Source organism: Viridibacillus sp. KH_047, from assembly GCF_057838945.1.
Genome location: NZ_CM174479.1, coordinates 1 through 23,927 on the forward strand (window position 1 = coordinate 1; position 23,927 = coordinate 23,927).

Consider the following 23,927-nt stretch of genomic DNA (forward strand, 5'->3'; position numbering starts at 1 on the left):
TTGGAACATTTAGAAGAGTTATGGGACAAAGTGCTCTCACAAGTTAAACAAAAGATCTCAAAACCAAGCTTTGAAACTTGGCTTAAATCCACGAAGCTACTTTCTTACAAAGGTGATACCGTAACTATTGCAGCGCCAAATTCATTTGGGCGTGAATGGTTGGAAAATCACTATGTACAGCTAATTGCTTCTATTTTGGCAGAATTAACAGGAAAAGATTTGCATATCCGTTTTGTAGTTCAACAAGACCCAGGCTTTGATGATTTTGATATTCCATCGCCACGTGTCCAAGAAAAACAAGATGATCGTCCAGATTTCTCCCCTGGTATGCTGAATTTAAAAAACACATTTGATACATTCGTTATTGGGTCTGGTAACCGCTTTGCACATGCCGCTTCGCTAGCTGTTGCAGAAGCACCAGCAAAAGCATATAACCCATTATTTATATATGGGGGAGTAGGTTTAGGAAAAACCCATTTAATGCACGCAATTGGCCACTATGTATTAGAACATAACCCTAATGCTAAGGTGGTTTATTTGTCATCTGAAAAATTCACAAATGAGTTCATTAACTCTATCCGCGACAACAAAGCTGTAGAATTCCGTAATAAGTATCGTAGCGTAGATGTCCTACTAATTGATGATATTCAATTCTTAGCTGGAAAAGAATCAACTCAGGAAGAATTTTTCCATACATTTAATACTTTACACGAGGAATCGAAGCAAATAGTTATTTCTAGTGATCGACCTCCAAAGGAGATTCCAACTTTGGAAGACCGCTTACGCTCACGCTTTGAATGGGGTCTAATAACAGATATTGCACCACCTGATTTAGAAACGAGAATTGCAATATTACGAAAAAAAGCAAAGGCCGATGGATTAGATATTCCAAATGAGGTTATGCTATATATTGCAAACCAAATTGACTCTAATATTCGTGAATTAGAAGGTGCTTTAATCCGCGTAGTAGCTTACTCATCGCTTGTAAATCAAGATATTACGGCTGAATTAGCTGCACAAGCATTAAAGGATATTATTCCAAACTCCGTACCTAGAATGGTAACGATTTTAGATATTCAAAAGGCTGTCGGAGAACACTTCCATGTAAAATTAGAGGATTTTACTGCGAAAAAACGTACAAAATCAATTGCATTTCCACGTCAAATCGCTATGTATTTATCACGCGAGTTAACCGATTTTTCATTACCTAAAATTGGTGAAGAATTTGGAGGTCGTGATCATACAACGGTCATCCATGCACATGAGAAAATCTCAACCATGTTTAAAGAAGATCAGAAATTGCAGCAAGATATTAAACAGATAAAAAGTATGCTAGGTAAGTAAAAACCTGTGGATAACCAGAAAAGTTAACAACATACTTATACACAGCCTGTCTACACCCGGATAGGCTGATTTTATTCGTTAAATTAGACTTATCCACAAATCCACAGGCCCTACTACTATATCTATTAATCTTTTAATAAATAATAATATATATAAGTGAGGTATAATTTTATGAAATTTGATATCATGCGAGATCGTTTATTGGATGGACTAAATGATGTCATGAAGGCAGTTAGTTCAAAAACAACAATCCCTATTTTGACAGGGATAAAAATTGATGTAAGCGAAGAAGGAATGCGTTTAACTGGTAGTGATGCAGATATTACGATTCAAACGTATATACCTGTTGAAGAAAATGGCGAACAATTAATCAATGTTGAAAAACCAGGTTCAATTGTGCTGCAAGCAAAAATGTTCAATGAGATCGTTCGTAAGCTACCTACTAATGACGTTGAATTTGAAGTATCAGAGAAATTCCAAACACGTATCCGTTCAGGTAAATCCGATTTTCACTTAATTGGTTTAGATTCAACTGAATATCCTTTATTACCAGAAGTGAGTGAAGACAATCAATTTACTGTACCTGCTGATTTATTAAAATCAATTATTCGCGAAACAGTATTTGCAGTATCAACAAGTGAAAGTCGTCCAGTGTTAACAGGTGTTCACTGGCAAATTAAAGATGGGGAACTTGTATGTGTTGCAACTGATAGCCATCGTCTTGCTCGTCGTAAAGTTACTTTAGAACATTTACCAAGTGAACAATCTAGTGTTGTTGTACCTGGGAAAAGTTTGACTGAATTAAGTAAAATATTGAACGATGCAACTACTCCTGTAGATATTGTTATGACAAACCAACAAGTTTTATTCAAAACAAATGATGTTTTATTCTTCTCACGTCTACTTGAAGGGAATTATCCTGATACATCTCGACTAATTCCTGAAGAATATAAAACAGATGTGACTGTAAATGGTCGCTCTTTACTTCAAGCCATTGACCGTGCTTCTTTACTTGCACGTGAAGATCGTAACAACGTAGTACGTTTTACAACAATGCAAGATGACACGATTGAAATTTCTTCTAATTCACCTGAGGTAGGAAAAGTGGAAGAACAAATTCAAGTTAGTTCACTTGTAGGGGAAGAATTGAAAATTTCTTTTAGTGCAAAATATATGATGGATGCATTAAAGGCAATTGATGGACAAGATGTTGTCATTCAATTTACAGGTGCTATGAGACCATTTATTATTCGCTCTGTACATGACGATGCTATATTACAATTGATTTTACCTGTTCGTACTTACTAAAAATAACTATTTTAATATAACGATGAACGTGAATTATTTCCCAAGATTATTTATGACCAGGTCATAAATAACTGGTTTTGCTAAAGGATAGTCGTTTTGATGACTATCCTTTTTACTTATGAACAAAAGTTCGGTAAAATATAGGGATAAAGAAAAAAAGAAGAGGATGAAATTAACCGTGAATGAAATTGCTATTGATACTGAATTTGTAACGCTTGGCCAATTATTAAAAATAACAGATGCTATTAGCTCAGGCGGAATGGCTAAATGGTTCTTACAAGAGAACGATGTCTATGTAAACGGGGAAGTAGATAATCGCCGTGGACGTAAATTATATGTTGGAGATACTGTGAACATTCCTGGAACAGGGAGATTTCAGATAACTGGTCCAACGAACGGAGAATAACATGTATATAGATCGGTTAAAGCTGACGAATTACCGTAATTATGAATCGTTAGACTTGTCATTTTCTCCGAAAATTAATGTTTTCTTAGGAGAAAATGCACAGGGGAAAACAAATGTTATGGAATCTATATATGTTTTATCGATGGCAAAATCGCATCGTACTTCGAATGAGAAAGAATTGATACGGTGGAGCGAAGATTATGGTAAAATAGAAGGTGACGTTCAAAAAAAGTATGGTCATCTACCTTTGGAATTAACTCTTTCTAAAAAAGGAAAAAAAGCAAGGGTTAACCATTTAGAACAAAGCCGTTTAAGTGATTATATTGGACAGATGAATGTCGTGATGTTTGCCCCGGAAGATTTAACTGTAGTAAAAGGCAGTCCCCAAATCAGAAGACGTTTTCTCGATATGGAAATCGGGCAAATTTCTCCAGTATATTTACATGATCTATTAACATTTCAAAAGCTATTAAAGCAACGAAATCATTTATTGAAAAAAAACCAAGGAAAATCGGCATTGCAAGATGTAATGTTTGATGTATATACCGAACAATATATTCAAGCTGCAGTAAAAGTTATTCATAAAAGATTTCAATTTATGGATTTACTTCAGGAGTGGGCAGAACCAATTCATTTTGGTATCTCTAGAAATTTAGAGAGATTACAAATTCGTTATCGTCCAGTAAGCGGTATGAATCCGGATTGGACAATTGTCGAAATGGCTGATTTCTTGGAGAAGAAGTTACAAGATGCTTTGCCTCGCGAGCTTGAACGAGGTGTCACATTAATTGGGCCACACAGAGATGATTTGCAGTTCCTTGTGAATGACTATGATGTACAAACATACGGATCTCAAGGTCAGCAACGTACGACGGCTCTATCACTCAAATTAGCTGAAATTGAACTTATTAAACAAGAAGTTGGGGAAGCGCCAATTTTGTTACTAGATGATGTTCTTTCAGAGTTAGATGATTACCGTCAGTCACACTTACTAAATACTATTCAAGGTGAAGTTCAGACCTTTGTGACAACAACAAGTGTTGAAGGAATTGACCATGATACAATACGAGAAGCAGCGATGTTTCATGTGAAACAAGGTTCTGTTGAAGTAGAGGAAACCTAGTATTAATACAGGTCAGTGGTTAGTAAAATAATTTAAAACGCATACTGATGTCATGAAAGAGTAGGTGGAACAAATGGCAATGGAAGAAAATAAACAGCCTGCTGCATATGATGCAGATCAGATACAAGTATTAGAAGGTTTAGAAGCAGTTCGTAAACGTCCGGGTATGTATATTGGTACTACGAGTTCTAAAGGTCTTCACCATTTGGTGTGGGAAATTGTAGATAACAGTATTGATGAAGCTTTAGCTGGATATTGTAATGAAATTAAAGTAACAATCGAAAAAGATAACTGGATCCGTGTCGATGATAACGGTCGTGGTATCCCTGTAAGTAATCAAGAAAAAATGGGGAAACCAGCTGTTGAGGTTATTATGACAGTGTTACATGCCGGAGGTAAATTTGGCGGTGGCGGATACAAAGTATCTGGTGGTCTACATGGTGTTGGTGCATCTGTAGTAAACGCATTATCAGTTTCAACTGAAGTGTATGTAAAACGCGATGGTCATATACATTTCTTAAGTTTTAGTCGCGGTAAAACAGATCAACCACTTCAAATTATTGGCGATTCTGAAGAAACAGGAACAACAACACGCTTTAAAGCGGATCCTGAAATTTTCAAAGAAACAACAGTTTATGAATTTGATATATTAGCACACCGTATTCGTGAACTAGCGTACTTAAATCGTGGTATTAGTATTACGATAGCAGATGAACGTGGTGAAGAAGTACGTTCAAATACATACCACTATGAAGGTGGTATTAAATCGTATGTTGAACATATTAACGAAAAGAAAGAACCTCTTCATGAAGCAATTGATTTAAAGGGCGAAAAAGATGGTATTACGGTTGAAATCGCTATGCAGTATAATGCCGGATTTGCCTCTAATATTTTCTCGTTTGCTAACAATATCAATACGTATGAAGGCGGTACGCATGAATCTGGATTTAAAACAGCTTTAACGCGAGTTATTAACGATTATGCGCGTAAAAATAATCTAATTAAAGATGCCGATGCAAATCTGTCAGGTGAAGATGTACGCGAAGGTTTAGTTGCTATCGTATCGATTAAACACCCGGATCCGCAGTTTGAAGGGCAAACGAAAACAAAATTAGGTAACTCTGAAGTAAGTACAATTACAAACTCATTGTTCTCAGAACGCTTTGAGCGATTTTTATTAGAAAATCCTGCTGTTTCTAGAACAATCGTTGATAAAGGTTTGATGGCAGCTAGAGCACGCGTTGCAGCTAAAAAAGCACGTGAGTTTACTCGTCGTAAATCCGCTTTAGAAGTTTCTAGCTTACCAGGTAAATTAGCTGACTGTTCTTCTCGTCATCCTGATGAGAGTGAAATTTACATCGTAGAGGGTGACTCTGCCGGTGGTTCAGCTAAATCAGGTCGTGATCGTCACTTCCAGGCAATATTACCTTTGCGTGGTAAAATTTTAAACGTTGAAAAAGCACGTCTTGACAGAATCCTATCGAATGCTGAAATTCGAGCAATGATTACAGCAATTGGTACAGGTATTGGTGAAGATTTCGAGCTGAAAAAAGCACGTTATCATAAAATTGTTATCATGACCGATGCAGATGTAGATGGAGCACATATTCGAACTCTATTATTAACATTCTTCTTCCGATTCCTGCGACCGATAATCGAAGCAGGATATATCTATATTGCACAGCCCCCTTTGTATCAAGTAAAACAAGGGAAACATATTGAATATTGCTATAGCGATGAAGAACTTCAAGAAATTTTAGAGCGTCTCCCAAACTTACCAAAGCCGGGTATTCAGCGTTATAAAGGTCTTGGTGAAATGAATGCAGAGCAATTATGGGATACGACAATGGATCCAGAACATCGTACATTACTGCAAGTTGAACTAGATGACGCAATAGAAGCGGACCGCGTATTTGAACAATTGATGGGAGACGAAGTAGAACCACGTCGTCTATTTATCGAGGAAAATGCTGTTTACGTGAAAAATCTAGATATTTAACGAGCTAGTGAAGGGAGGTAAGCGCTTTGTCAGAAATTAATAATCCTGGTGTTAAGGGGATTAACATAAGTAAAGAAATTAAGACTTCGTTTTTAAGTTATGCAATGAGTGTTATCGTCTCTCGTGCTTTACCTGATGTCCGCGATGGTTTAAAACCAGTACATCGTCGTATTTTGTACGGTATGCAAGAGTTAGGTAGTACTTCTGATAAGCCATATAAAAAATCAGCACGTATCGTTGGTGACGTAATGGGTAAGTATCACCCTCATGGTGACTCATCTATTTATGATGCTATGGTACGTATGGCGCAAGATTTTAGCTATCGTTATATGTTAGTTGATGGTCATGGTAACTTCGGTTCTGTCGATGGTGATGGGGCTGCTGCCATGCGTTATACGGAATCCCGTATGTCTAAAATTGCAATGGAAATGCTGCGCGATATTAATAAAGACACAATCGATTACCAAGATAACTATGATGGCAATGAAAAAGAGCCAATCGTCTTACCTGCACGTTATCCAAACTTACTTGTTAACGGCGCTTCAGGTATTGCTGTTGGTATGGCTACTAATATTCCTCCTCATCAATTAGGTGAGGTTATTGATGGCGTTTTAGCAATCTCTGATAATCCAGCAATAACAACGGAAGAATTAATGGAAATTATCCCAGGACCAGACTTCCCTACAGGTGGTACAATTCTAGGCCGAAGTGGAATACGTCGTGCTTATGAAACTGGCCGTGGTTCTATTATTATTCGTGCTAAAGTTGAAATAGAACAAAAATCGAATGGTAAAGATACAATTGTTATTCACGAACTTCCTTACCAAGTAAATAAAGCAAAATTAATCGAAAAAATTGCGGAGTTAGTACGAGACAAAAAAATCGATGGTATTACAAATATTAACGATGAGTCTGACCGTAATGGTATGCGTGTAGCTATTGATATTCGTAAAGATGCAAACTCTAATGTTGTATTGAATAATTTATATAAACAAACAGCGATGCAATCAAGCTTTGGTATTAACATGCTTGCATTAGTAGATGGACAACCAAAAGTTTTAAGTTTGAAAGAATCTCTTTATCATTATTTAGAACATCAAAAAGTAGTAATTCGCAGACGTACGCAATTCGAATTGAAAAAAGCTGAAGACCGTGCACATATTTTAGAAGGTTTACGTATTGCACTAGATCATATTGATGAGATTATTCACTTAATTCGCAGTTCACAAACAGGTGACGAAGCGAAAAGTGGCTTAATGGACAAATTCAGCCTAAGTGAACGTCAAGCACAAGCAATTTTAGATATGCGTTTACAACGCTTAACAGGCTTAGAACGTGAGAAAATCGAAGGTGAATATCAAGAATTACAAGCTTTAATTGCTAAGTTACGTGAAATTCTTGCGGACGAAGGTAAAATTCGCCAAATTATTCATGAAGAATTGCTTGAGGTAAAAGAACGTTTCAATGATAAACGTCGTACTGAAATCACTGCTGGCGGTATGGAAATGATTGAAGATGAAGATTTAATTCCTCGTGAGAATTCAGTTATTACCCTTACGCACAACGGCTATATCAAACGTTTACCTGCGAACACATATCGTAGCCAAAAACGTGGAGGTCGTGGTGTTCAAGGGATGGGTACAAACGATGATGACTTTGTTGAACATCTAATGAATACATCTACGCATGATACAATTGTATTCTTTACATCTAAAGGTAAGGCATTCCGTGCAAAAGGCTATGAAATCCCTGAATATGGTCGTACAGCCAAAGGTTTACCGATTGTTAACTTATTAAGCGTTGATAAGGATGAACAAGTAACAGCAATGATACGTGTTCCTTCGTTTGAAGATGATGCTTACTTTATCTTCACTACGCGTACTGGTGTAACGAAGCGTACTCCAGTATCATACTTTGCTAATATTCGTAACAATGGTTTAATAGCTATTTCTCTACGTGAAGATGATGAATTAATTTCTGTTCGTCTTACAGACGGCAAGAAAGAAATCATCATTGGTACACGAAATGGTATGCTTGTACGATTTAATGAAGAAGACATTCGATCAATGGGTCGTACAGCTGCAGGGGTTCGTGGTATCCGCTTAAAAGATGATGACTATGTTGTCGGAATGGAAATGATTGAGCCCGGACAGGAAATTTTAGTTGTAACAGAAAAAGGTTACGGAAAACGTACGCCAGAAGAAGAATATAGAATTCAAACTCGTGGTGGCGTAGGTATTAAAACTTGTCAAATTACAGATAAGAACGGTCCTTTATCTGCTGTGAAAACAGTGGACGGTTCAGAAGACTTAATGCTTATTACAATTAACGGTATGTTAATTCGTATGGATATTAATGATATCTCTGTAACAGGACGTAGCACGCAAGGTGTCCGTCTAATTCGCCTAGGCGATGAAGAGCTTGTTGCAACAGTTGCAAAAGTTGCAAAGGAATCAGAAGATGATGAAGAATTAGATGAAAATGAAGAATCTGTTGAATTAGAAGAAGTATCAGTAGAAGAAACTGATGCAGATTCTGAACCAACAGATACAGAATAATTTTATTTATTAATATGAAGAACCTCGATTAAGACTCATCGAGGTTCTTTTTTTATTATTATTTTCATAACTTTATTAGACGGGGGGTAATTAGGAAAGGAAACCAACTATAATTTGCCTGACTTTAGGAATGAGCAAAGGATGAGGCGACATGATAAACAAGGAAACCCAATATTATAGGGTTTTTTAGGAAACTTTATTTATAATTCTACAAAAAACGACAAAAAAAGATTTCGCTCTGGGAATAAATAAAATACTATAGAAAATCATATATTATATTTAAATATTTTATTTAAATACTTTTTCACTTTAAAGTAATAGATTAATAGATACTGTTAAACACTTTACACCTCAAATAGATTGAATCTTCATATTTTTATACTATATTAAGAAAAAATAATTAAATAGATTGACTAAAATTGGAATGAGTGTGTAAAATGTAAATCAATATATAACATTTGTATGGGTTTTTTAAAGTAATTGACATATTATTTAATTTTTTGTATATGTTCTCACTCGGTACACTGTTATTATTTTCTTAATATTCTTTCTACACTACGAGTTTTTGAAAGGAGATATATTTTGGCTAGCTCAGAGAATTTATTAACTATCAGGAATTTACATACCGGTTTTCGAATAAAAGATACATATTACAATGCTGTTGATGATATTTCTATTAATTTAAATAAAAATGAGATTTTAGCTATTGTTGGAGAGTCGGGTTGTGGTAAAAGTACACTTGCTACTTCAATTCTTGGTTTACACGTTGCAAATAACACTAAAATCACAGGTGAGATTCTCTATAAAGATTTAAACCTTGCAGGACTTTCTGAAGATAAGTTTAATGATATTCGTGGTAATGATATAGGGATGATATTCCAGGATCCATTATCTGCATTAAATCCTTTAATGCGAATCGGTGAACAGATTTCAGAATCTTTAGTCTATCATACGAAATTTACAAAAGAGCAGAGGGCCGAACGTGTTCTTGAACTGTTAAATCAAGTGGGAATACCTAATCCTGAAAGAGTTGCAAAACAGTTTCCACACCAATTATCAGGCGGAATGCGTCAACGTGTCATGATTGCCATTGCTATTGCTTGCAAACCAGCCATTATCGTAGCGGATGAGCCAACAACAGCGCTGGATGTTACGATTCAAGCACAAATACTAGATTTATTGAAAGAATTACAAGCAGAGACAAAGAGTGGCATCATATTGATTACACATGACCTTGGAGTAGTTGCAGAAGTTGCAGATCGTGTTGCGGTTATGTATGCGGGTCAAATTATTGAGGAAGCGCCTGTAGAGGAGTTATTTAATAACCCTAAGCATCCTTATACAAGATCATTACTTAACTCAATTCCTCAGATGAATAGCGAAAATGAGAAACTTCAAGTAATTAAGGGTTTAGTACCATCACTCAAAAACTTACCACGTCAAGGATGCCGTTTTTCATCTCGGATTCCGTGGCTTGCTGCAGATACACATGAAGAAAACCCAGTATTACATGAAATTTCCCCTGGTCACCATGTGAGATGTACTTGCTGGAAACACTTTGATTTCGAAGGTGCAGAAGGGGGGCAACTAAGATGAGTTTTATGCAAATAAAAGATTTATGTGTACATTACCCAATTCGCGGTGGCTTTTTCAATACCGTTGTTGATCACGTTTATGCAGTTGATGGTGTTAGCATGGAGTTTGAAAAGGGTAAGACGTATGGTCTAGTTGGTGAATCTGGTTCTGGTAAATCAACCACAGGGAAAGCAATTATCGGACTTGAGAAAATTACATCGGGTAGCATTATTTATGAAGGTAAAAATGTTACTAATCAACGTCGTGAAAGAACTTCACCGTATAATCGAGATATCCAAATGATTTTCCAAGATTCACATTCTAGTATGAATCCAAGGAAGCGTATAAAGGATATTATTGCAGAACCTATTCGGAATTTTTTGAAATTAAGTGATCAAGAGGAAAATAAGCGGATTAATGAATTGCTAGCAATTGTAGGGATGCCAGAGGACGCTAAATATAAATATCCACATGAATTTTCAGGAGGACAAAAGCAGCGTATTGGTATTGCACGAGCAGTTGCTTGTAATCCGAAAATGATTATTGCAGATGAACCAGTTTCTGCGCTTGATTTATCAGTACAGGCTCAAGTTTTAAACTTTATGAAAGATATTCAACAGGAATATGGCTTGAGTTATCTATTTATCTCACATGATTTAGGCGTTGTAAAACATATGTGTGATCATATCTCAATTATGTATAAGGGGCGTTTTGTTGAAACCGGCCGTCGTGAGGATGTTTATAAAAATCCTCAACACATATATACACAACGCTTATTATCAGCAATTCCCAATATTGAACCTTCTACTCGTATTGCGCGTAAAGCAGAGCGTCAAGGAGTAGAAGCACTTTATCAAAATGAACAACATAAGTATTATGATGAAAATGGCAAAGTCTATGCTCTAAAACAATTAAGTAGTACGCATTCGGTTGCCATGAATATGCAAGAAAAAGGAGGCAACTGAAATGTGGAAAACAGTATTAAGACGATTTTTAGTTATGATTCCACAGTTATTTGTCCTAAGTTTACTTATCTTTATCATGGCGAAGTTTATGCCTGGTGATCCATTTACAGGGTTAATAACACCACAAACAGATCCAAACGTAATAGAAGAATTAAAGATAAAATCTGGATTCTATGATCCTTGGTATGTCCAATACTACAATTGGATTACAAATGCTCTCCAAGGTGATTTTGGTGATAGCTATACATTTAAAGTAGCGGTTTCATCACTTATCGGTGAGCGTGCTTTAAATACATTTTGGCTATCGTTATTAAGTGTCATTTTATTATATGCCATTGCCATTCCGTTAGGTATTCTGGCTGGTCGTTATCAGGATTCGTTGATAGATAAGGGAATTGTTTTATATAGCTTTATTAGTTATGCGATTCCTACATTTGTATTAGCGCTGATTTTCTTATTTATGTTTGGGTATAATATTCCAATTTTCCCAACTAGCGGAACAGTTGATGTTTCACACGATCCTGGTACTTGGGGCTATTTCTGGAGCAAAGTGTATCATATGCTTTTGCCAGCTATCACATATGCATTACTAGCTACTACTGGAATAATTCAATACTTACGTACGGAAATAATCGATGCGAAATCAATGGATTATGTTAAGACAGCGCGTAGTAAAGGTCTTCCGATTTCGAAAGTTTATACTAAACATATTTTCAGAAACTCATTATTACCAATCGCTGCCTTCTTCGGATTTACAATAACAGGATTATTAGGCGGATCGGTATTTATCGAAACAATCTTTGGCTACCCGGGGATGGGGCAGTTATTTATTTCATCTATTGCATCGCGTGACTATAGCGTAATTACAACGCTTGTCATGTTATTCGGCTTCTTAACATTATTAGGTAGTCTACTGTCCGATATTATTATGAGTATTGTTGATCCAAGAATTCGGATAGAATGATGAATCTTAATGACAAAGGAGAGGTGAATAGAGATGACACAACAAACAGAAAGTGCAATTACGACGCAAGATACAATTAGCTCTCCACCGACTGGATTCCAAGTCATATTAAGGGAGTTTAAAAAAGACAAACTAGCAATGTTCTCTTTAATTTTATTAGGGTTAATCATTGTGGGCATTTACGTATCCTCATTTTTCATCGATCAACAGGAACTAATGCGTATTAGTATAAGAGGTAAATATGCGGCACCAGGTGAAGAAGGTTTTATACTTGGAGCAGACCATGGTGGGCGATCCATTTTAGGGCAATTAATTATTGGGGCTAGAAACTCAATCACAATTGCAATTATTATTACGATCATCACTGGTATTGCCGGTGTTGTTATAGGTTTAGTAACAGGCTACTTTGGTGGACTTATCGATAATATATTTATGCGTATTATTGATTTCTTTTTGACGCTGCCAACGACTATGATTATTATCGTGTTCGTTACAATTATTCCAAAATATACCGTGACGACTTTTATATTGATAATGAGTCTCTTCTTATGGATGGGTACTGCAAGACTTATACGTAGTAAATCCCTATCAGAAAGCAGAAGGGATTATGTTAGTGCTTCTAAGACAATGGGAACTCGTAATTCAACTATCATCTTCAAAGAAATCATGCCGAATATAAGTTCTCTTATTATTGTTGAATTGACATTGAACTTTGCAGGAAATGTCGGCATTGAAACAGGATTATCCTTCCTTGGCTTCGGTTTACCACCATCAACGCCAAGTTTAGGAACTCTTGTTAGTTACGCAGCAAATCCCGAAGTATTGTCTACGAAGTTATGGGTTTGGTTACCTGCAGCATTACTAATTTTAGTATTGATGCTAGGAATAAATTATGTTGGACAGGCATTACGTCGTTCAGCAGATGCAAGGCAGAGATTAGGATGATAAAGGAGGAAAAAAGATGAAGAAAAAGAATTGGTTTTTAGTTACTATGCTATTAGCTTTAGCGTTAGTTTTAGCAGCTTGTAGCGGAGACAAAGACAAAGACAAAGAATCTAGCGGTGGCGAAGAAAAGCCAAAAGATGAAGAAAAAGTGGATACAAGTGCATTCCCGACAGCTGTAGAAAACAATGATGAGGCAATCAAAGGTGGTACTTTACAAGTCGCACTTGTAAATGACTCACCGTTCAAAGGGATCTTCTCAGCTGAATTATACGAAGATGCTTACGACGATGAAATTATGGCCTTTGCAAGCAATTCAATCTTTAAGACAAAAGAAGACTTCTTAATCAGTGATGAAGGCATTGCTTCATTAAAAGTAGACGCTGATAACAATAAAGTAACAGTTAAAATTCGTGAAGGCGTAAAATGGTCTGATGGTGAACCTTTAACTATCGATGATGTTATTTACCCTTATGAGATCATTGGTCACAAAGACTATACAGGTGTTCGTTACGATGTTGATTTCAAAAATATTATCGGTGCTGCAGAGTACCATGCAGGTAAAGCAAAAACTATCTCAGGTTTGAAAAAAATTGATGATTTGACTTTAGAAATTACATTCAAAAAATTATCACCAGCTATTTATAATGGTGGTGACGGTTTATGGGGCTATGCAGCACCAAAACACTACTTAAAAGACGTAGCAATCAAAGATTTAATCAAATCGGATAAAATCCGTAAAACACCAGTTACTCTAGGTACATTTAAATTTGATAAAATTGTAAATGGTGAATCAGTACAATTCCTAGCTAACGAACATTACTGGAAAGGCAAACCTAAAATTGATAAAGTTGTATTAACAACTGTTCCGTCAACTCAAATTGCAGAAGGTCTAAAAGCTGGTAAGTATGACATTGCTACATCGTATAGAGCAACGAATTATGATGGAGTTAAAGATTTAACAAACGTAACAGTACTGGGTCGTAAAGAACTGGCTTACTCTTATATTGGTTTCAAACTTGGTAAATTTGATAGTAAAAAAGGTGAAAACGTAACTGATCCAAACGCTAAAATGGGTGATGTTAGTCTACGCCAAGCATTTGCATATGCAATGGATGTTGAGCAAGTAGCTGAAGAATATTATGATGGCTTACGTACACGTTCTAACTCATTAATTCCACCAGTATTCTCTGCATTCTATGATGATACATTAGAAGGATTCAAATATGATCCTGAAAAAGCGAAAAAATTATTAGATGATGCAGGATTTAAAGATGTTGATGGTGATGGATTAAGAGAAGATAAAAACGGTAAAAAACTTGAAATTAAAATGGCTGGTATGGCTGGCGATGATAAAGATGAAGCTATGATGCAATTTTACTTGCAAAATTGGAAAGACGTTGGTTTAAATGTTGTCTTAACAACAGGTCGTTTAATCGAATTCAACAGTTTCTACGATAAAGTAAAAGCTGATGACAAAGATATTGACGTATACATGGCTGCATGGGGTACTGGTACTAACCCATCTCCAGCAGGCATTTATGCACGTGATGCATCTTTCAGTTATAGTCGATTCACTTCACCAGAGTTAGATAAATTACTAGCTAATATCGATTCTAAAGAAGCAATTGATCCAGAATACCGCGCAAAAGCATTTAAGGATTGGCAAATCTACATGGCTGAACAAGCGCCAGTATTCCCAATTTACTACCGTACAGAAATTATGCCAGTTAACAAACGTGTGAAAAACTACAATAAAGACTGGGTTAACGAATCTGATCTAAACGAATTGGAACTTACTGCTGACGCACCAATTAAATAATATAGTAAGTAACTAATTTTAAAAAACTCCGAGCAATTGCACTATATGTGCGATGCTTGGAGTTTTTTTATTCTAACAAAAATTTAAATGACAAAAGGACTAAATATTTATATTACAATTAAAGTAAGTTTTAGATACAATATATACTAGGGCAAACTAATTATTTTTTTAAAAAGGAGTGCGTGCATATGAGCGCTACATTAGTGAAATTGGCTGATTTGCGATTGGGTAGTATTGTAGCCGAGGATATAATGGCAAATACACAATATCCTATTGTATATAAAGATACTAGAATTACTAGAGAGCATTTAATTGTATTTCAAGCTTTCCAAATACCAAAAATACCAGTGCTCACTACATCAATCGTTGAAAAAAAAGAAAAGGAAATTACGTTAGCTCCTGATAATGTTAAGGAAGATGAAGTGGAAGTTGAAAGTATGACACCATTTGCTAGCCAATATGGAAAAAGTGTTGAGGAATTCAAATCTGAATTCTTTAAATGGCAGGCGGGTAGTAAAGTTGACATTGTAAAGGTTCGTACTATCATACTTCCGTTAATAGATTACGTATTAAGAGATCGTGCACTTATTTTCTCATTAAATGAACTTTCAGATTCTAAAAATTATATTTATCATCATTCTGTTGCACTTAGTTTAATCTCGGCTGCAATTGCCCATAAGATGGGTTTAGCAAAAGGAGATATTATTCAAATTGCCAGTGCAGCTGCTTTAGCTGATTGCGGTATGGCAAAGGTAAATAAAAAGATTCTTGAAAAAGCGGGGGCTTTAACTGAGTTAGAACTTAAAGAAATTCAAGAACATCCATTTTATAGTGCACAATTAGTGAAAGACATTGCTCTTTTAAAATCCGATATGAAGATTGCTATATATCAGCATCATGAGCGATTAGATGGTAGTGGTTATCCGTTAGGTGAGAAAGGTAATTCCATTGCTGTGTACTCTCATATTATTGCAGTAGCCGATGTTTTCCATGCTATGACATGCAAACGAGTATACAGAGAAAAAGAATCCTCATTTAAGGTATTAGAAATGATCCGCGAATCGCAATTTGGCAAATTTAATATTGAAGTTGTTCATACTATATTTAGCTGTTTAGCAGATTTACCATTAGGAATAAAAGTAGAATTATCTAATTTTGCATTAGCAACAATTGTTTTTGTAAATAAAGATACACCTACTCGTCCGGTTGTTAAGTTAATAGATACATCAGAAATCATAGACTTATCAAGGAATCGTATATTATATATCGAAAGATTAATCGTCGAATAGCTTTTTTGATTCTATCCCTTAATTTAGTCATTCTATAGGAAGAAACTCTTTAGAAAGATAATTAGTTTTAAATGATAGGGATAGAATTCTATTTTTTTATTAAAAAGTGTTGACACTTATATAGAAAGTATTATATTATATTACTTGTCGCTAAGACGTACCGAACAAAACTTAATAACTTCACTTTCAAATAAAACTTTTCCAAAAAAGTTGTTGACAGTTGAAGATATAAATGTTAAGATTTAAAAGTCGTCAAAACAGCACGACAAAATGAACCTTGAAAACTGAACATGCAAGACGTTAATCAATAAATGTTTTTGAACATCAACTTAGTTGGTGGATCAAAACGAAAAATAGATATCATCTTCGGATGATACGCTAGCAAAGCTAATGAGCTTTCAAACTACTTTTATGGAGAGTTTGATCCTGGCTCAGGACGAACGCTGGCGGCGTGCCTAATACATGCAAGTCGAGCGAATGATGAAGAAGCTTGCTTCTTCTGATTTAGCGGCGGACGGGTGAGTAACACGTGGGCAACCTACCTAGTAGATTGGGATAACTCCGGGAAACCGGGGCTAATACCGAATAATCCATTTTGTCACATGGCAAAATGCTGAAAGGCGGTTTCGGCTGTCACTACTAGATGGGCCCGCGGTGCATTAGCTAGTTGGTGGGGTAACGGCCTACCAAGGCAACGATGCATAGCCGACCTGAGAGGGTGATCGGCCACATTGGGACTGAGACACGGCCCAAACTCCTACGGGAGGCAGCAGTAGGGAATCTTCCACAATGGACGAAAGTCTGATGGAGCAACGCCGCGTGAGTGATGAAGGTTTTCGGATCGTAAAACTCTGTTGTAAGGGAAGAACAAGTACGTTAGTAACTGAACGTACCTTGACGGTACCTTATTAGAAAGCCACGGCTAACTACGTGCCAGCAGCCGCGGTAATACGTAGGTGGCAAGCGTTGTCCGGATTTATTGGGCGTAAAGCGCGCGCAGGTGGTTTCTTAAGTCTGATGTGAAAGCCCACGGCTCAACCGTGGAGGGTCATTGGAAACTGGGAGACTTGAGTGCAGAAGAGGAAAGTGGAATTCCAAGTGTAGCGGTGAAATGCGTAGAGATTTGGAGGAACACCAGTGGCGAAGGCGACTTTCTGGTCTGTAACTGACACTGAGGCGCGAAAGCGTGGGGAGCAAACAGGATTAGATACCCTGGTAGTCCACGCCGTAAACGATGAGTGCTAAGTGTTAGGGGGTTTCCGCCCCTTAGTGCTGCAGCTAACGCATTAAGCACTCCGCCTGGGGAGTACGGCCGCAAGGTTGAAACTCAAAGGAATTGACGGGGGCCCGCACAAGCGGTGGAGCATGTGGTTTAATTCGAAGCAACGCGAAGAACCTTACCAGGTCTTGACATCCCAATGACCGCTCTAGAGATAGAGTTTTCCCTTCGGGGACATTGGTGACAGGTGGTGCATGGTTGTCGTCAGCTCGTGTCGTGAGATGTTGGGTTAAGTCCCGCAACGAGCGCAACCCTTGATCTTAGTTGCCATCATTAAGTTGGGCACTCTAAGGTGACTGCCGGTGACAAACCGGAGGAAGGTGGGGATGACGTCAAATCATCATGCCCCTTATGACCTGGGCTACACACGTGCTACAATGGACGATACAAAGAGTCGCTAACTCGCGAGGGTATGCTAATCTCATAAAATCGTTCTCAGTTCGGATTGTAGGCTGCAACTCGCCTACATGAAGCCGGAATCGCTAGTAATCGTGGATCAGCATGCCACGGTGAATACGTTCCCGGGCCTTGTACACACCGCCCGTCACACCACGAGAGTTTGTAACACCCGAAGTCGGTGAGGTAACCTTTATGGAGCCAGCCGCCGAAGGTGGGATAGATGATTGGGGTGAAGTCGTAACAAGGTAGCCGTATCGGAAGGTGCGGCTGGATCACCTCCTTTCTAAGGATAATTACGGAAACAGATCTTGGATCTGTCGATTAACGTCTTGCGTTCAGTTTTGAAGGCTCATTGTAAAATGATCTTCAAAACCTTGTTCTTTGAAAACTGGATAAAACGACATTGAAGCAAATTAAGTAACACATTTTTTATTATTAAGTTTTTTAGGCTTAATAACTAACTTTTAGGTTAAGTTATTAAGGGCGCATGGCGGATGCCTTGGCACTAGGAGCCGAAGAAGGACGGCACTAACACCGATATGCTTCGGGGAGCTGTAAGTGAGCTTTGATCCGGAGATTTCCGAATGGGGGAACCCACTGTTCGTAATGGAGCAGTATCTTGACGTGAATACATAGCGTCTTGATGGCAGACCCAGGGAACTGAAACATCTAAGTACCTGGAGGAAGAGAAAGAAAAATCGATTCCCTGAGTAGCGGCGAGCGAAACGGGAATAGCCCAAACCAAGAGGCTTGCCTCTTGGGGTTGTAGGACACTCTATATGGAGTTACAAAGGAATGAGTTAAATGAAGCGGTCTGGAAAGGCCCGCCAGAGCAGGTAACAGCCCTGTAGTTGAAAGTTCATTCTCTCTTGAGTGTATCCTGAGTACGGCGGAACACGTGAAATTCCGTCGGAATCTGGGAGGACCATCTCCCAAGGCTAAATACTACCTAGTGACCGATAGTGAACCAGTACCGTGAGGGAAAGGTGAAAAGCACCCCGGAAGGGGAGTGAAATAGATCCTGAAACCATGTGCCTACAAGTAGTTAGAGCCCGTTAATGGGTGATAGCGTGCCTTTTGTAGAATGAACCGGCGAGTTACGATTACATGCGAGGTTAAGTTTTAGAAGACGGAGCCGTAGCGAAAGCGAGTCTGAATAGGGCGAATGAGTATGTGGTTGTAGACCCGAAACCAGGTGATCTACCCATGTCCAGGGTGAAGGTAAGGTAACACTTACTGGAGGCCCGAACCCACGTACGTTGAAAAGTGCGGGGATGAGGTGTGGGTAGCGGAGAAATTCCAATCGAACCTGGAGATAGCTGGTTCTCTCCGAAATAGCTTTAGGGCTAGCCTCGTGATAGAGAATCCTGGAGGTAGAGCACTGTTTGAACTAGGGGTCCATCCCGGATTACCGAATTCAGACAAACTCCGAATGCCAGTGATTTATGCACGGGAGTCAGACTGCGAGTGATAAGATCCGTAGTCAAAAGGGAAACAGCCCAGACCACCAGCTAAGGTCCCAAAGTAATTGTTAAGTGGAAAAGGATGTGACGTTGCTTAGACAACCAGGATGTTGGCTCAGAAGCAGCCATCATTTAAAGAGTGCGTAATAGCTCACTGGTCGAGTGACGCTGCGCCGAAAATGTATCGGGGCTAAACAATTCACCGAAGCTGTGGATGGACATCTTAGATGTCCGTGGTAGGAGAGCGTTCTAAGTGCTGTGAAGTCAGACCGGAAGGACTGGTGGAGCGCTTAGAAGTGAGAATGCCGGTATGAGTAGCGAAAGACGGGTGAGAATCCCGTCCACCGAATGACTAAGGTTTCCTGAGGAAGGCTCGTCCGCTCAGGGTTAGTCGGGACCTAAGCCGAGGCCGATAGGCGTAGGCGATGGACAACAGGTTGATATTCCTGTACCACCTATTTACCATTTGAGCAATGGGGGGACGCAGTAGGATAGGGTAAGCATGCTGTTGGTTATGCATGTTCAAGCAGTGAGGCGTGAAATGAGGCAAATCCCATTTCTATAACGTTGAGCTGTGATGACGAGGACGTATGTCCGGAGTTCCTGATTTCACACTGCCAAGAAAAGCCTCTAGCGAGGTAAAAGGTGCCCGTACCGCAAACCGACACAGGTAGTCGAGGAGAGAATCCTAAGGTGTGCGAGAGAACTCTCGTTAAGGAACTCGGCAAAATGACCCCGTAACTTCGGGAGAAGGGGTGCTCTAGTAGGGTGAAAGCCCGAGAGAGCCGCAGTGAATAGGCCCAGGCGACTGTTTAGCAAAAACACAGGTCTCTGCAAAACCGTAAGGTGACGTATAGGGGCTGACGCCTGCCCGGTGCTGGAAGGTTAAGAGGAGTGCTTAGCGCAAGCGAAGGTGCGAATTGAAGCCCCAGTAAACGGCGGCCGTAACTATAACGGTCCTAAGGTAGCGAAATTCCTTGTCGGGTAAGTTCCGACCCGCACGAAAGGCGTAACGATCTGGGCACTGTCTCAACGAGAGACTCGGTGAAATTATAGTACCTGTGAAGATGCAGGTTACCCGCGACAGGACGGAAAGACCCCGTGGAGCTTTACTGTAGCCTGATATTGAATTTTGATACATCTTGTACAGGATAGGTAGGAGCCAGAGATTCCGGAGCGCCAGCTTCGGAGGAGGCGTTGGTGGGATACTACCCTAGATGTATTGAACTTCTAACCCATGCCCCTTAGCGGGGTAGGAGACAGTGTCAGGCGGGCAGTTTGACTGGGGCGGTCGCCTCCTAAAGAGTAACGGAGGCGCCCAAAGGTTCCCTCAGAATGGTTGGAAATCATTCGTAGAGTGTAAAGGCATAAGGGAGCTTGACTGCGAGACCTACAAGTCGAGCAGGGTCGAAAGACGGGCTTAGTGATCCGGTGGTTCCGCATGGAAGGGCCATCGCTCAACGGATAAAAGCTACCCCGGGGATAACAGGCTTATCTCCCCCAAGAGTCCACATCGACGGGGAGGTTTGGCACCTCGATGTCGGCTCATCGCATCCTGGGGCTGTAGTCGGTCCCAAGGGTTGGGCTGTTCGCCCATTAAAGCGGTACGCGAGCTGGGTTCAGAACGTCGTGAGACAGTTCGGTCCCTATCCGTCGTGGGCGTAGGAAATTTGAGAGGAGCTGTCCTTAGTACGAGAGGACCGGGATGGACACACCGCTGGTGTACCAGTTGTTCTGCCAAGGGCATCGCTGGGTAGCTATGTGTGGACGGGATAAGTGCTGAAAGCATCTAAGCATGAAGCCCCCCTCAAGATGAGATTTCCCATTACGCAAGTAAGTAAGATCCCTCAAAGACGATGAGGTAGATAGGTTCGAGGTGGAAGTGTGGCGACATACGGAGCTGACGAATACTAATAGATCGAGGACTTAACCAAATTTTACTTAACAAACTTCAATGTAATTTATCCAGTTTTGAGAGAACAAGTTCTCTAATATAGTCTAGTGATGATGGCAAAGAGGTCACACCCGTTCCCATGCCGAACACGGAAGTTAAGCTCTTTAGCGCCGATGGTAGTTGGGGGTCTCCCCCTGTGAGAGTAGGACGTTGCTAGGCACATTAAAGCACAGCTGATTTAATCAGTTGTGCTTTTTTTATATATTCCATAGTATTATATACCCTAAAGCTAAATATTTGAGGATTTCTATGTATCTATCATGATTTAGGTTTAAATACTCTATTTGAATTCATTTTTCTTGTACAAATATCAAATAAAACATATGGTTAAAAGAAATACAATCAAATAGAATAGCAGAACTTATTCTAATAGGAGGTATGAAAAATGACGGTAGTTTATGATTTTACGGTTAAGAAGATAGACGGAGATCAACAGAATTTAAGTGAGTTTACTGGTAAACCATTGTTAATTGTGAATACAGCAAGTAAATGTGGTTTTACGCCACAATTTAAAGAACTACAAGCAATGTATGAAGAATATAACGAACAAGGATTTGAAATTTTGGGCTTTCCTTGTGATCAATTTAATAACCAAGAGTTTGCTAATATCGATGAAACAATGCAATTTTGTCAAAGAAATTTTGGAGTAACCTTTCCAATGTTTGCAAAGGTGGATGTAAAGGGTGACAATGCTGATCCATTATTTAAACATTTAGTTTCAGAGAAAAAAGGGTTACTAACTGAGGGGATTAAATGGAATTTCACTAAGTTCTTAATAAATAAAGAGGGGAAGGTTGTAGCGCGTTATGCACCTCAAACTTCACCTGCTAAAATTGAAAATGACTTAAAATCTACATTGAAGTGAAAAATTCTAAATAATCTTATTTATCGAAGAGTCCTTGACAAGTGAATAGCCACGTTGTTAATCTTACAATTAATATTCTTTTACAAAACAGGAGGAGTTACCGAAATGTGGGAAACGAAATTTGCCAAAGAAGGTTTAACGTTTGATGATGTATTGCTTGTACCAGCACATTCTGAAGTATTACCGAAAGATGTAAGTTTATCAGTTAATTTAACACCAAAAATTAAATTGAATATCCCTATTATTAGTGCTGGAATGGATACAGTAACTGAGGCACCAATGGCAATTTCTATGGCTCGTCAAGGTGGTATTGGTATCATTCACAAAAATATGAGCATTGAAGAGCAAGCGGATCAAGTAGAGAAAGTAAAACGCTCTGAAAATGGAGTTATTACAAATCCGTTTTTCCTAACACCGTCTCATCAAGTATTTGATGCAGAACATTTAATGGGAAAATACCGTATTTCCGGTGTTCCAATTGTAAATAATGATAAAGAACTTAAATTAGTAGGAATTATTACAAACCGTGATTTACGCTTTGTACAAGACTACTCTCAAAAAATTGATGAAGTTATGACTAAAGAAGATCTAGTTACAGCTCCTGTTGGAACAACTTTAGACGATGCAGAAAAAATACTTCAACAATATAAAATCGAGAAATTGCCAATCGTTGATGATGAAGGCGTCTTAAAAGGCTTAATCACAATTAAAGATATAGAAAAAGTTATGGAATTCCCGAACGCTGCTAAAGACCATTTAGGTCGTTTACTTGTAGGTGCTGCAGTTGGTGTTACGAAAGATTCTATGGTTCGTGTACAAAAATTAGTAGACGCACAAGTAGATGTAATTGTAATCGATACAGCACATGGTCACTCACAAGGTGTTTTAGAAGTAGTAAGAGATATTCGCGCAGCATTCCCAGATTTAGATATTATCGCTGGTAACGTTGCAACAGGTGAGGCTACAAAAGCTCTTTATGAAGCTGGCGCTGATGTAGTTAAAGTAGGGATTGGGCCTGGTTCAATTTGTACAACTCGTGTTGTTGCAGGTGTTGGTGTACCTCAAATTACAGCAATTTATGATTGCGCAGCAGAAGCTCGTAAACAAGGTAAAACAATTATTGCTGATGGCGGTATTAAGTACTCAGGTGATATTATTAAAGCTTTAGCTGCTGGCGGACATGTAGTAATGCTAGGTAGCTTACTTGCAGGTACTTCTGAATCTCCAGGAGAAACTGAAATCTTCCAAGGTCGTCGATTTAAAGTATATCGTGGCATGGGTTCAGTAGGAGCTATGGAAAAAGGTTCAAAAGATCGTTACTTCCAAGAAGATGCGAAAAAGCTTGTTCCAGAAGGTATTGAAGGACGTCTTCCTTACAAAGGGCCTCTAGCAGATACGATTCACCAATTAGTTGGAGGTATTCGCTCAGGTATGGGATATTGCGGTACGAAAGATCTTCGCGATTTACGTGAAAATGCACAGTTCGTTCGTATGACTGGTGCTGGTTTACGTGAAAGTCATCCACATGATGTTCAGATTACGAAAGAATCGCCGAACTACTCAATCTCATAATTTCGAAACTTTCCCATCCTTTCTACGTCAAACTAGATGTAGAAAGGGTGTTTTTTTATACACCGTAGTTGCGAGCGCTGATTCTATGTTAAAATGAGCG

At 38.7% G+C, this 23,927-nt stretch carries 14 protein-coding genes and 3 rRNA genes; all 17 read left to right on the forward strand.

Features of this window, described 5'->3' with window-relative positions; all coding sequences use genetic code 11:
* The 17 genes from dnaA to guaB all read left to right on the forward strand — a co-directional run bounded on the left by dnaA (window position 1) and on the right by guaB (window position 23,827).
* Window positions 1–1,344, forward strand: a complete 1,344-nt coding sequence (dnaA, locus tag AC3IS5_RS00005) for a chromosomal replication initiator protein DnaA (RefSeq protein ID WP_038178759.1) — start codon at window positions 1–3, stop codon at window positions 1,342–1,344.
* Window positions 1,345–1,515: 171 nt separating this feature from the next.
* On the forward strand, window positions 1,516–2,652 hold the full coding sequence (dnaN, locus tag AC3IS5_RS00010) for a DNA polymerase III subunit beta (protein ID WP_489426063.1): 1,137 nt from the start codon (window positions 1,516–1,518) through the stop codon (window positions 2,650–2,652).
* Between the two features lie 178 nt (window positions 2,653–2,830).
* Window positions 2,831–3,058, forward strand: a complete 228-nt coding sequence (gene yaaA, locus AC3IS5_RS00015) for a S4 domain-containing protein YaaA (protein ID WP_038179148.1) — start codon at window positions 2,831–2,833, stop codon at window positions 3,056–3,058.
* A gap of 1 nt (window position 3,059) precedes the next feature.
* On the forward strand, window positions 3,060–4,181 hold the full coding sequence (gene recF, locus AC3IS5_RS00020; RefSeq protein WP_489426064.1) for a DNA replication/repair protein RecF: 1,122 nt from the start codon (window positions 3,060–3,062) through the stop codon (window positions 4,179–4,181).
* Window positions 4,182–4,254: 73 nt separating this feature from the next.
* Window positions 4,255–6,180: a DNA topoisomerase (ATP-hydrolyzing) subunit B gene (gene gyrB / locus AC3IS5_RS00025; RefSeq protein ID WP_489426065.1), complete on the forward strand. Its 1,926-nt coding sequence runs from the start codon at window positions 4,255–4,257 to the stop codon at window positions 6,178–6,180.
* 26 nt (window positions 6,181–6,206) lie between these two features.
* On the forward strand, window positions 6,207–8,738 hold the full coding sequence (gene gyrA, locus AC3IS5_RS00030) for a DNA gyrase subunit A (protein ID WP_489426066.1): 2,532 nt from the start codon (window positions 6,207–6,209) through the stop codon (window positions 8,736–8,738).
* A 582-nt stretch (window positions 8,739–9,320) separates the two neighbouring features.
* Complete coding sequence (locus AC3IS5_RS00035) at window positions 9,321–10,334, forward strand: ABC transporter ATP-binding protein (protein ID WP_489426067.1); 1,014 nt, start codon at window positions 9,321–9,323, stop codon at window positions 10,332–10,334.
* Window positions 10,331–11,278 (forward strand): ATP-binding cassette domain-containing protein, encoded by a 948-nt coding sequence (locus AC3IS5_RS00040; RefSeq protein ID WP_390394437.1) that lies wholly within the window; start codon window positions 10,331–10,333, stop codon window positions 11,276–11,278. The genes AC3IS5_RS00035 and AC3IS5_RS00040 overlap by 4 nt, the downstream gene beginning before the upstream one ends.
* A gap of 1 nt (window position 11,279) precedes the next feature.
* Complete coding sequence (gene opp4B, locus AC3IS5_RS00045) at window positions 11,280–12,242, forward strand: oligopeptide ABC transporter permease (RefSeq protein ID WP_489426068.1); 963 nt, start codon at window positions 11,280–11,282, stop codon at window positions 12,240–12,242.
* A 33-nt stretch (window positions 12,243–12,275) separates the two neighbouring features.
* Entirely contained in the window at window positions 12,276–13,187 is a 912-nt protein-coding gene (locus AC3IS5_RS00050; RefSeq protein ID WP_489426069.1) for an ABC transporter permease, read from the forward strand.
* 16 nt (window positions 13,188–13,203) lie between these two features.
* On the forward strand, window positions 13,204–15,006 hold the full coding sequence (locus AC3IS5_RS00055) for an oligopeptide ABC transporter substrate-binding protein (protein WP_489426070.1): 1,803 nt from the start codon (window positions 13,204–13,206) through the stop codon (window positions 15,004–15,006).
* Window positions 15,007–15,194: 188 nt separating this feature from the next.
* A complete protein-coding gene (locus tag AC3IS5_RS00060) occupies window positions 15,195–16,295 on the forward strand; it encodes an HD-GYP domain-containing protein (RefSeq protein ID WP_489426071.1) in 1,101 nt (366 codons plus the stop codon).
* Between the two features lie 408 nt (window positions 16,296–16,703).
* A 16S ribosomal RNA gene (locus tag AC3IS5_RS00065) occupies window positions 16,704–18,256 on the forward strand.
* A 184-nt stretch (window positions 18,257–18,440) separates the two neighbouring features.
* Window positions 18,441–21,370 (forward strand): 23S ribosomal RNA (locus AC3IS5_RS00070).
* Between the two features lie 63 nt (window positions 21,371–21,433).
* Window positions 21,434–21,549, forward strand: a 5S ribosomal RNA gene (gene rrf, locus AC3IS5_RS00075).
* Together the 16S, 23S and 5S rRNA genes form the textbook arrangement of a ribosomal RNA operon.
* 226 nt (window positions 21,550–21,775) lie before the next feature.
* Window positions 21,776–22,255: a glutathione peroxidase gene (locus AC3IS5_RS00080; RefSeq protein ID WP_489426072.1), complete on the forward strand. Its 480-nt coding sequence runs from the start codon at window positions 21,776–21,778 to the stop codon at window positions 22,253–22,255.
* A gap of 105 nt (window positions 22,256–22,360) precedes the next feature.
* Entirely contained in the window at window positions 22,361–23,827 is a 1,467-nt protein-coding gene (gene guaB / locus AC3IS5_RS00085; RefSeq protein ID WP_489426073.1) for an IMP dehydrogenase, read from the forward strand.
* Window positions 23,828–23,927 lie beyond the last annotated feature (100 nt).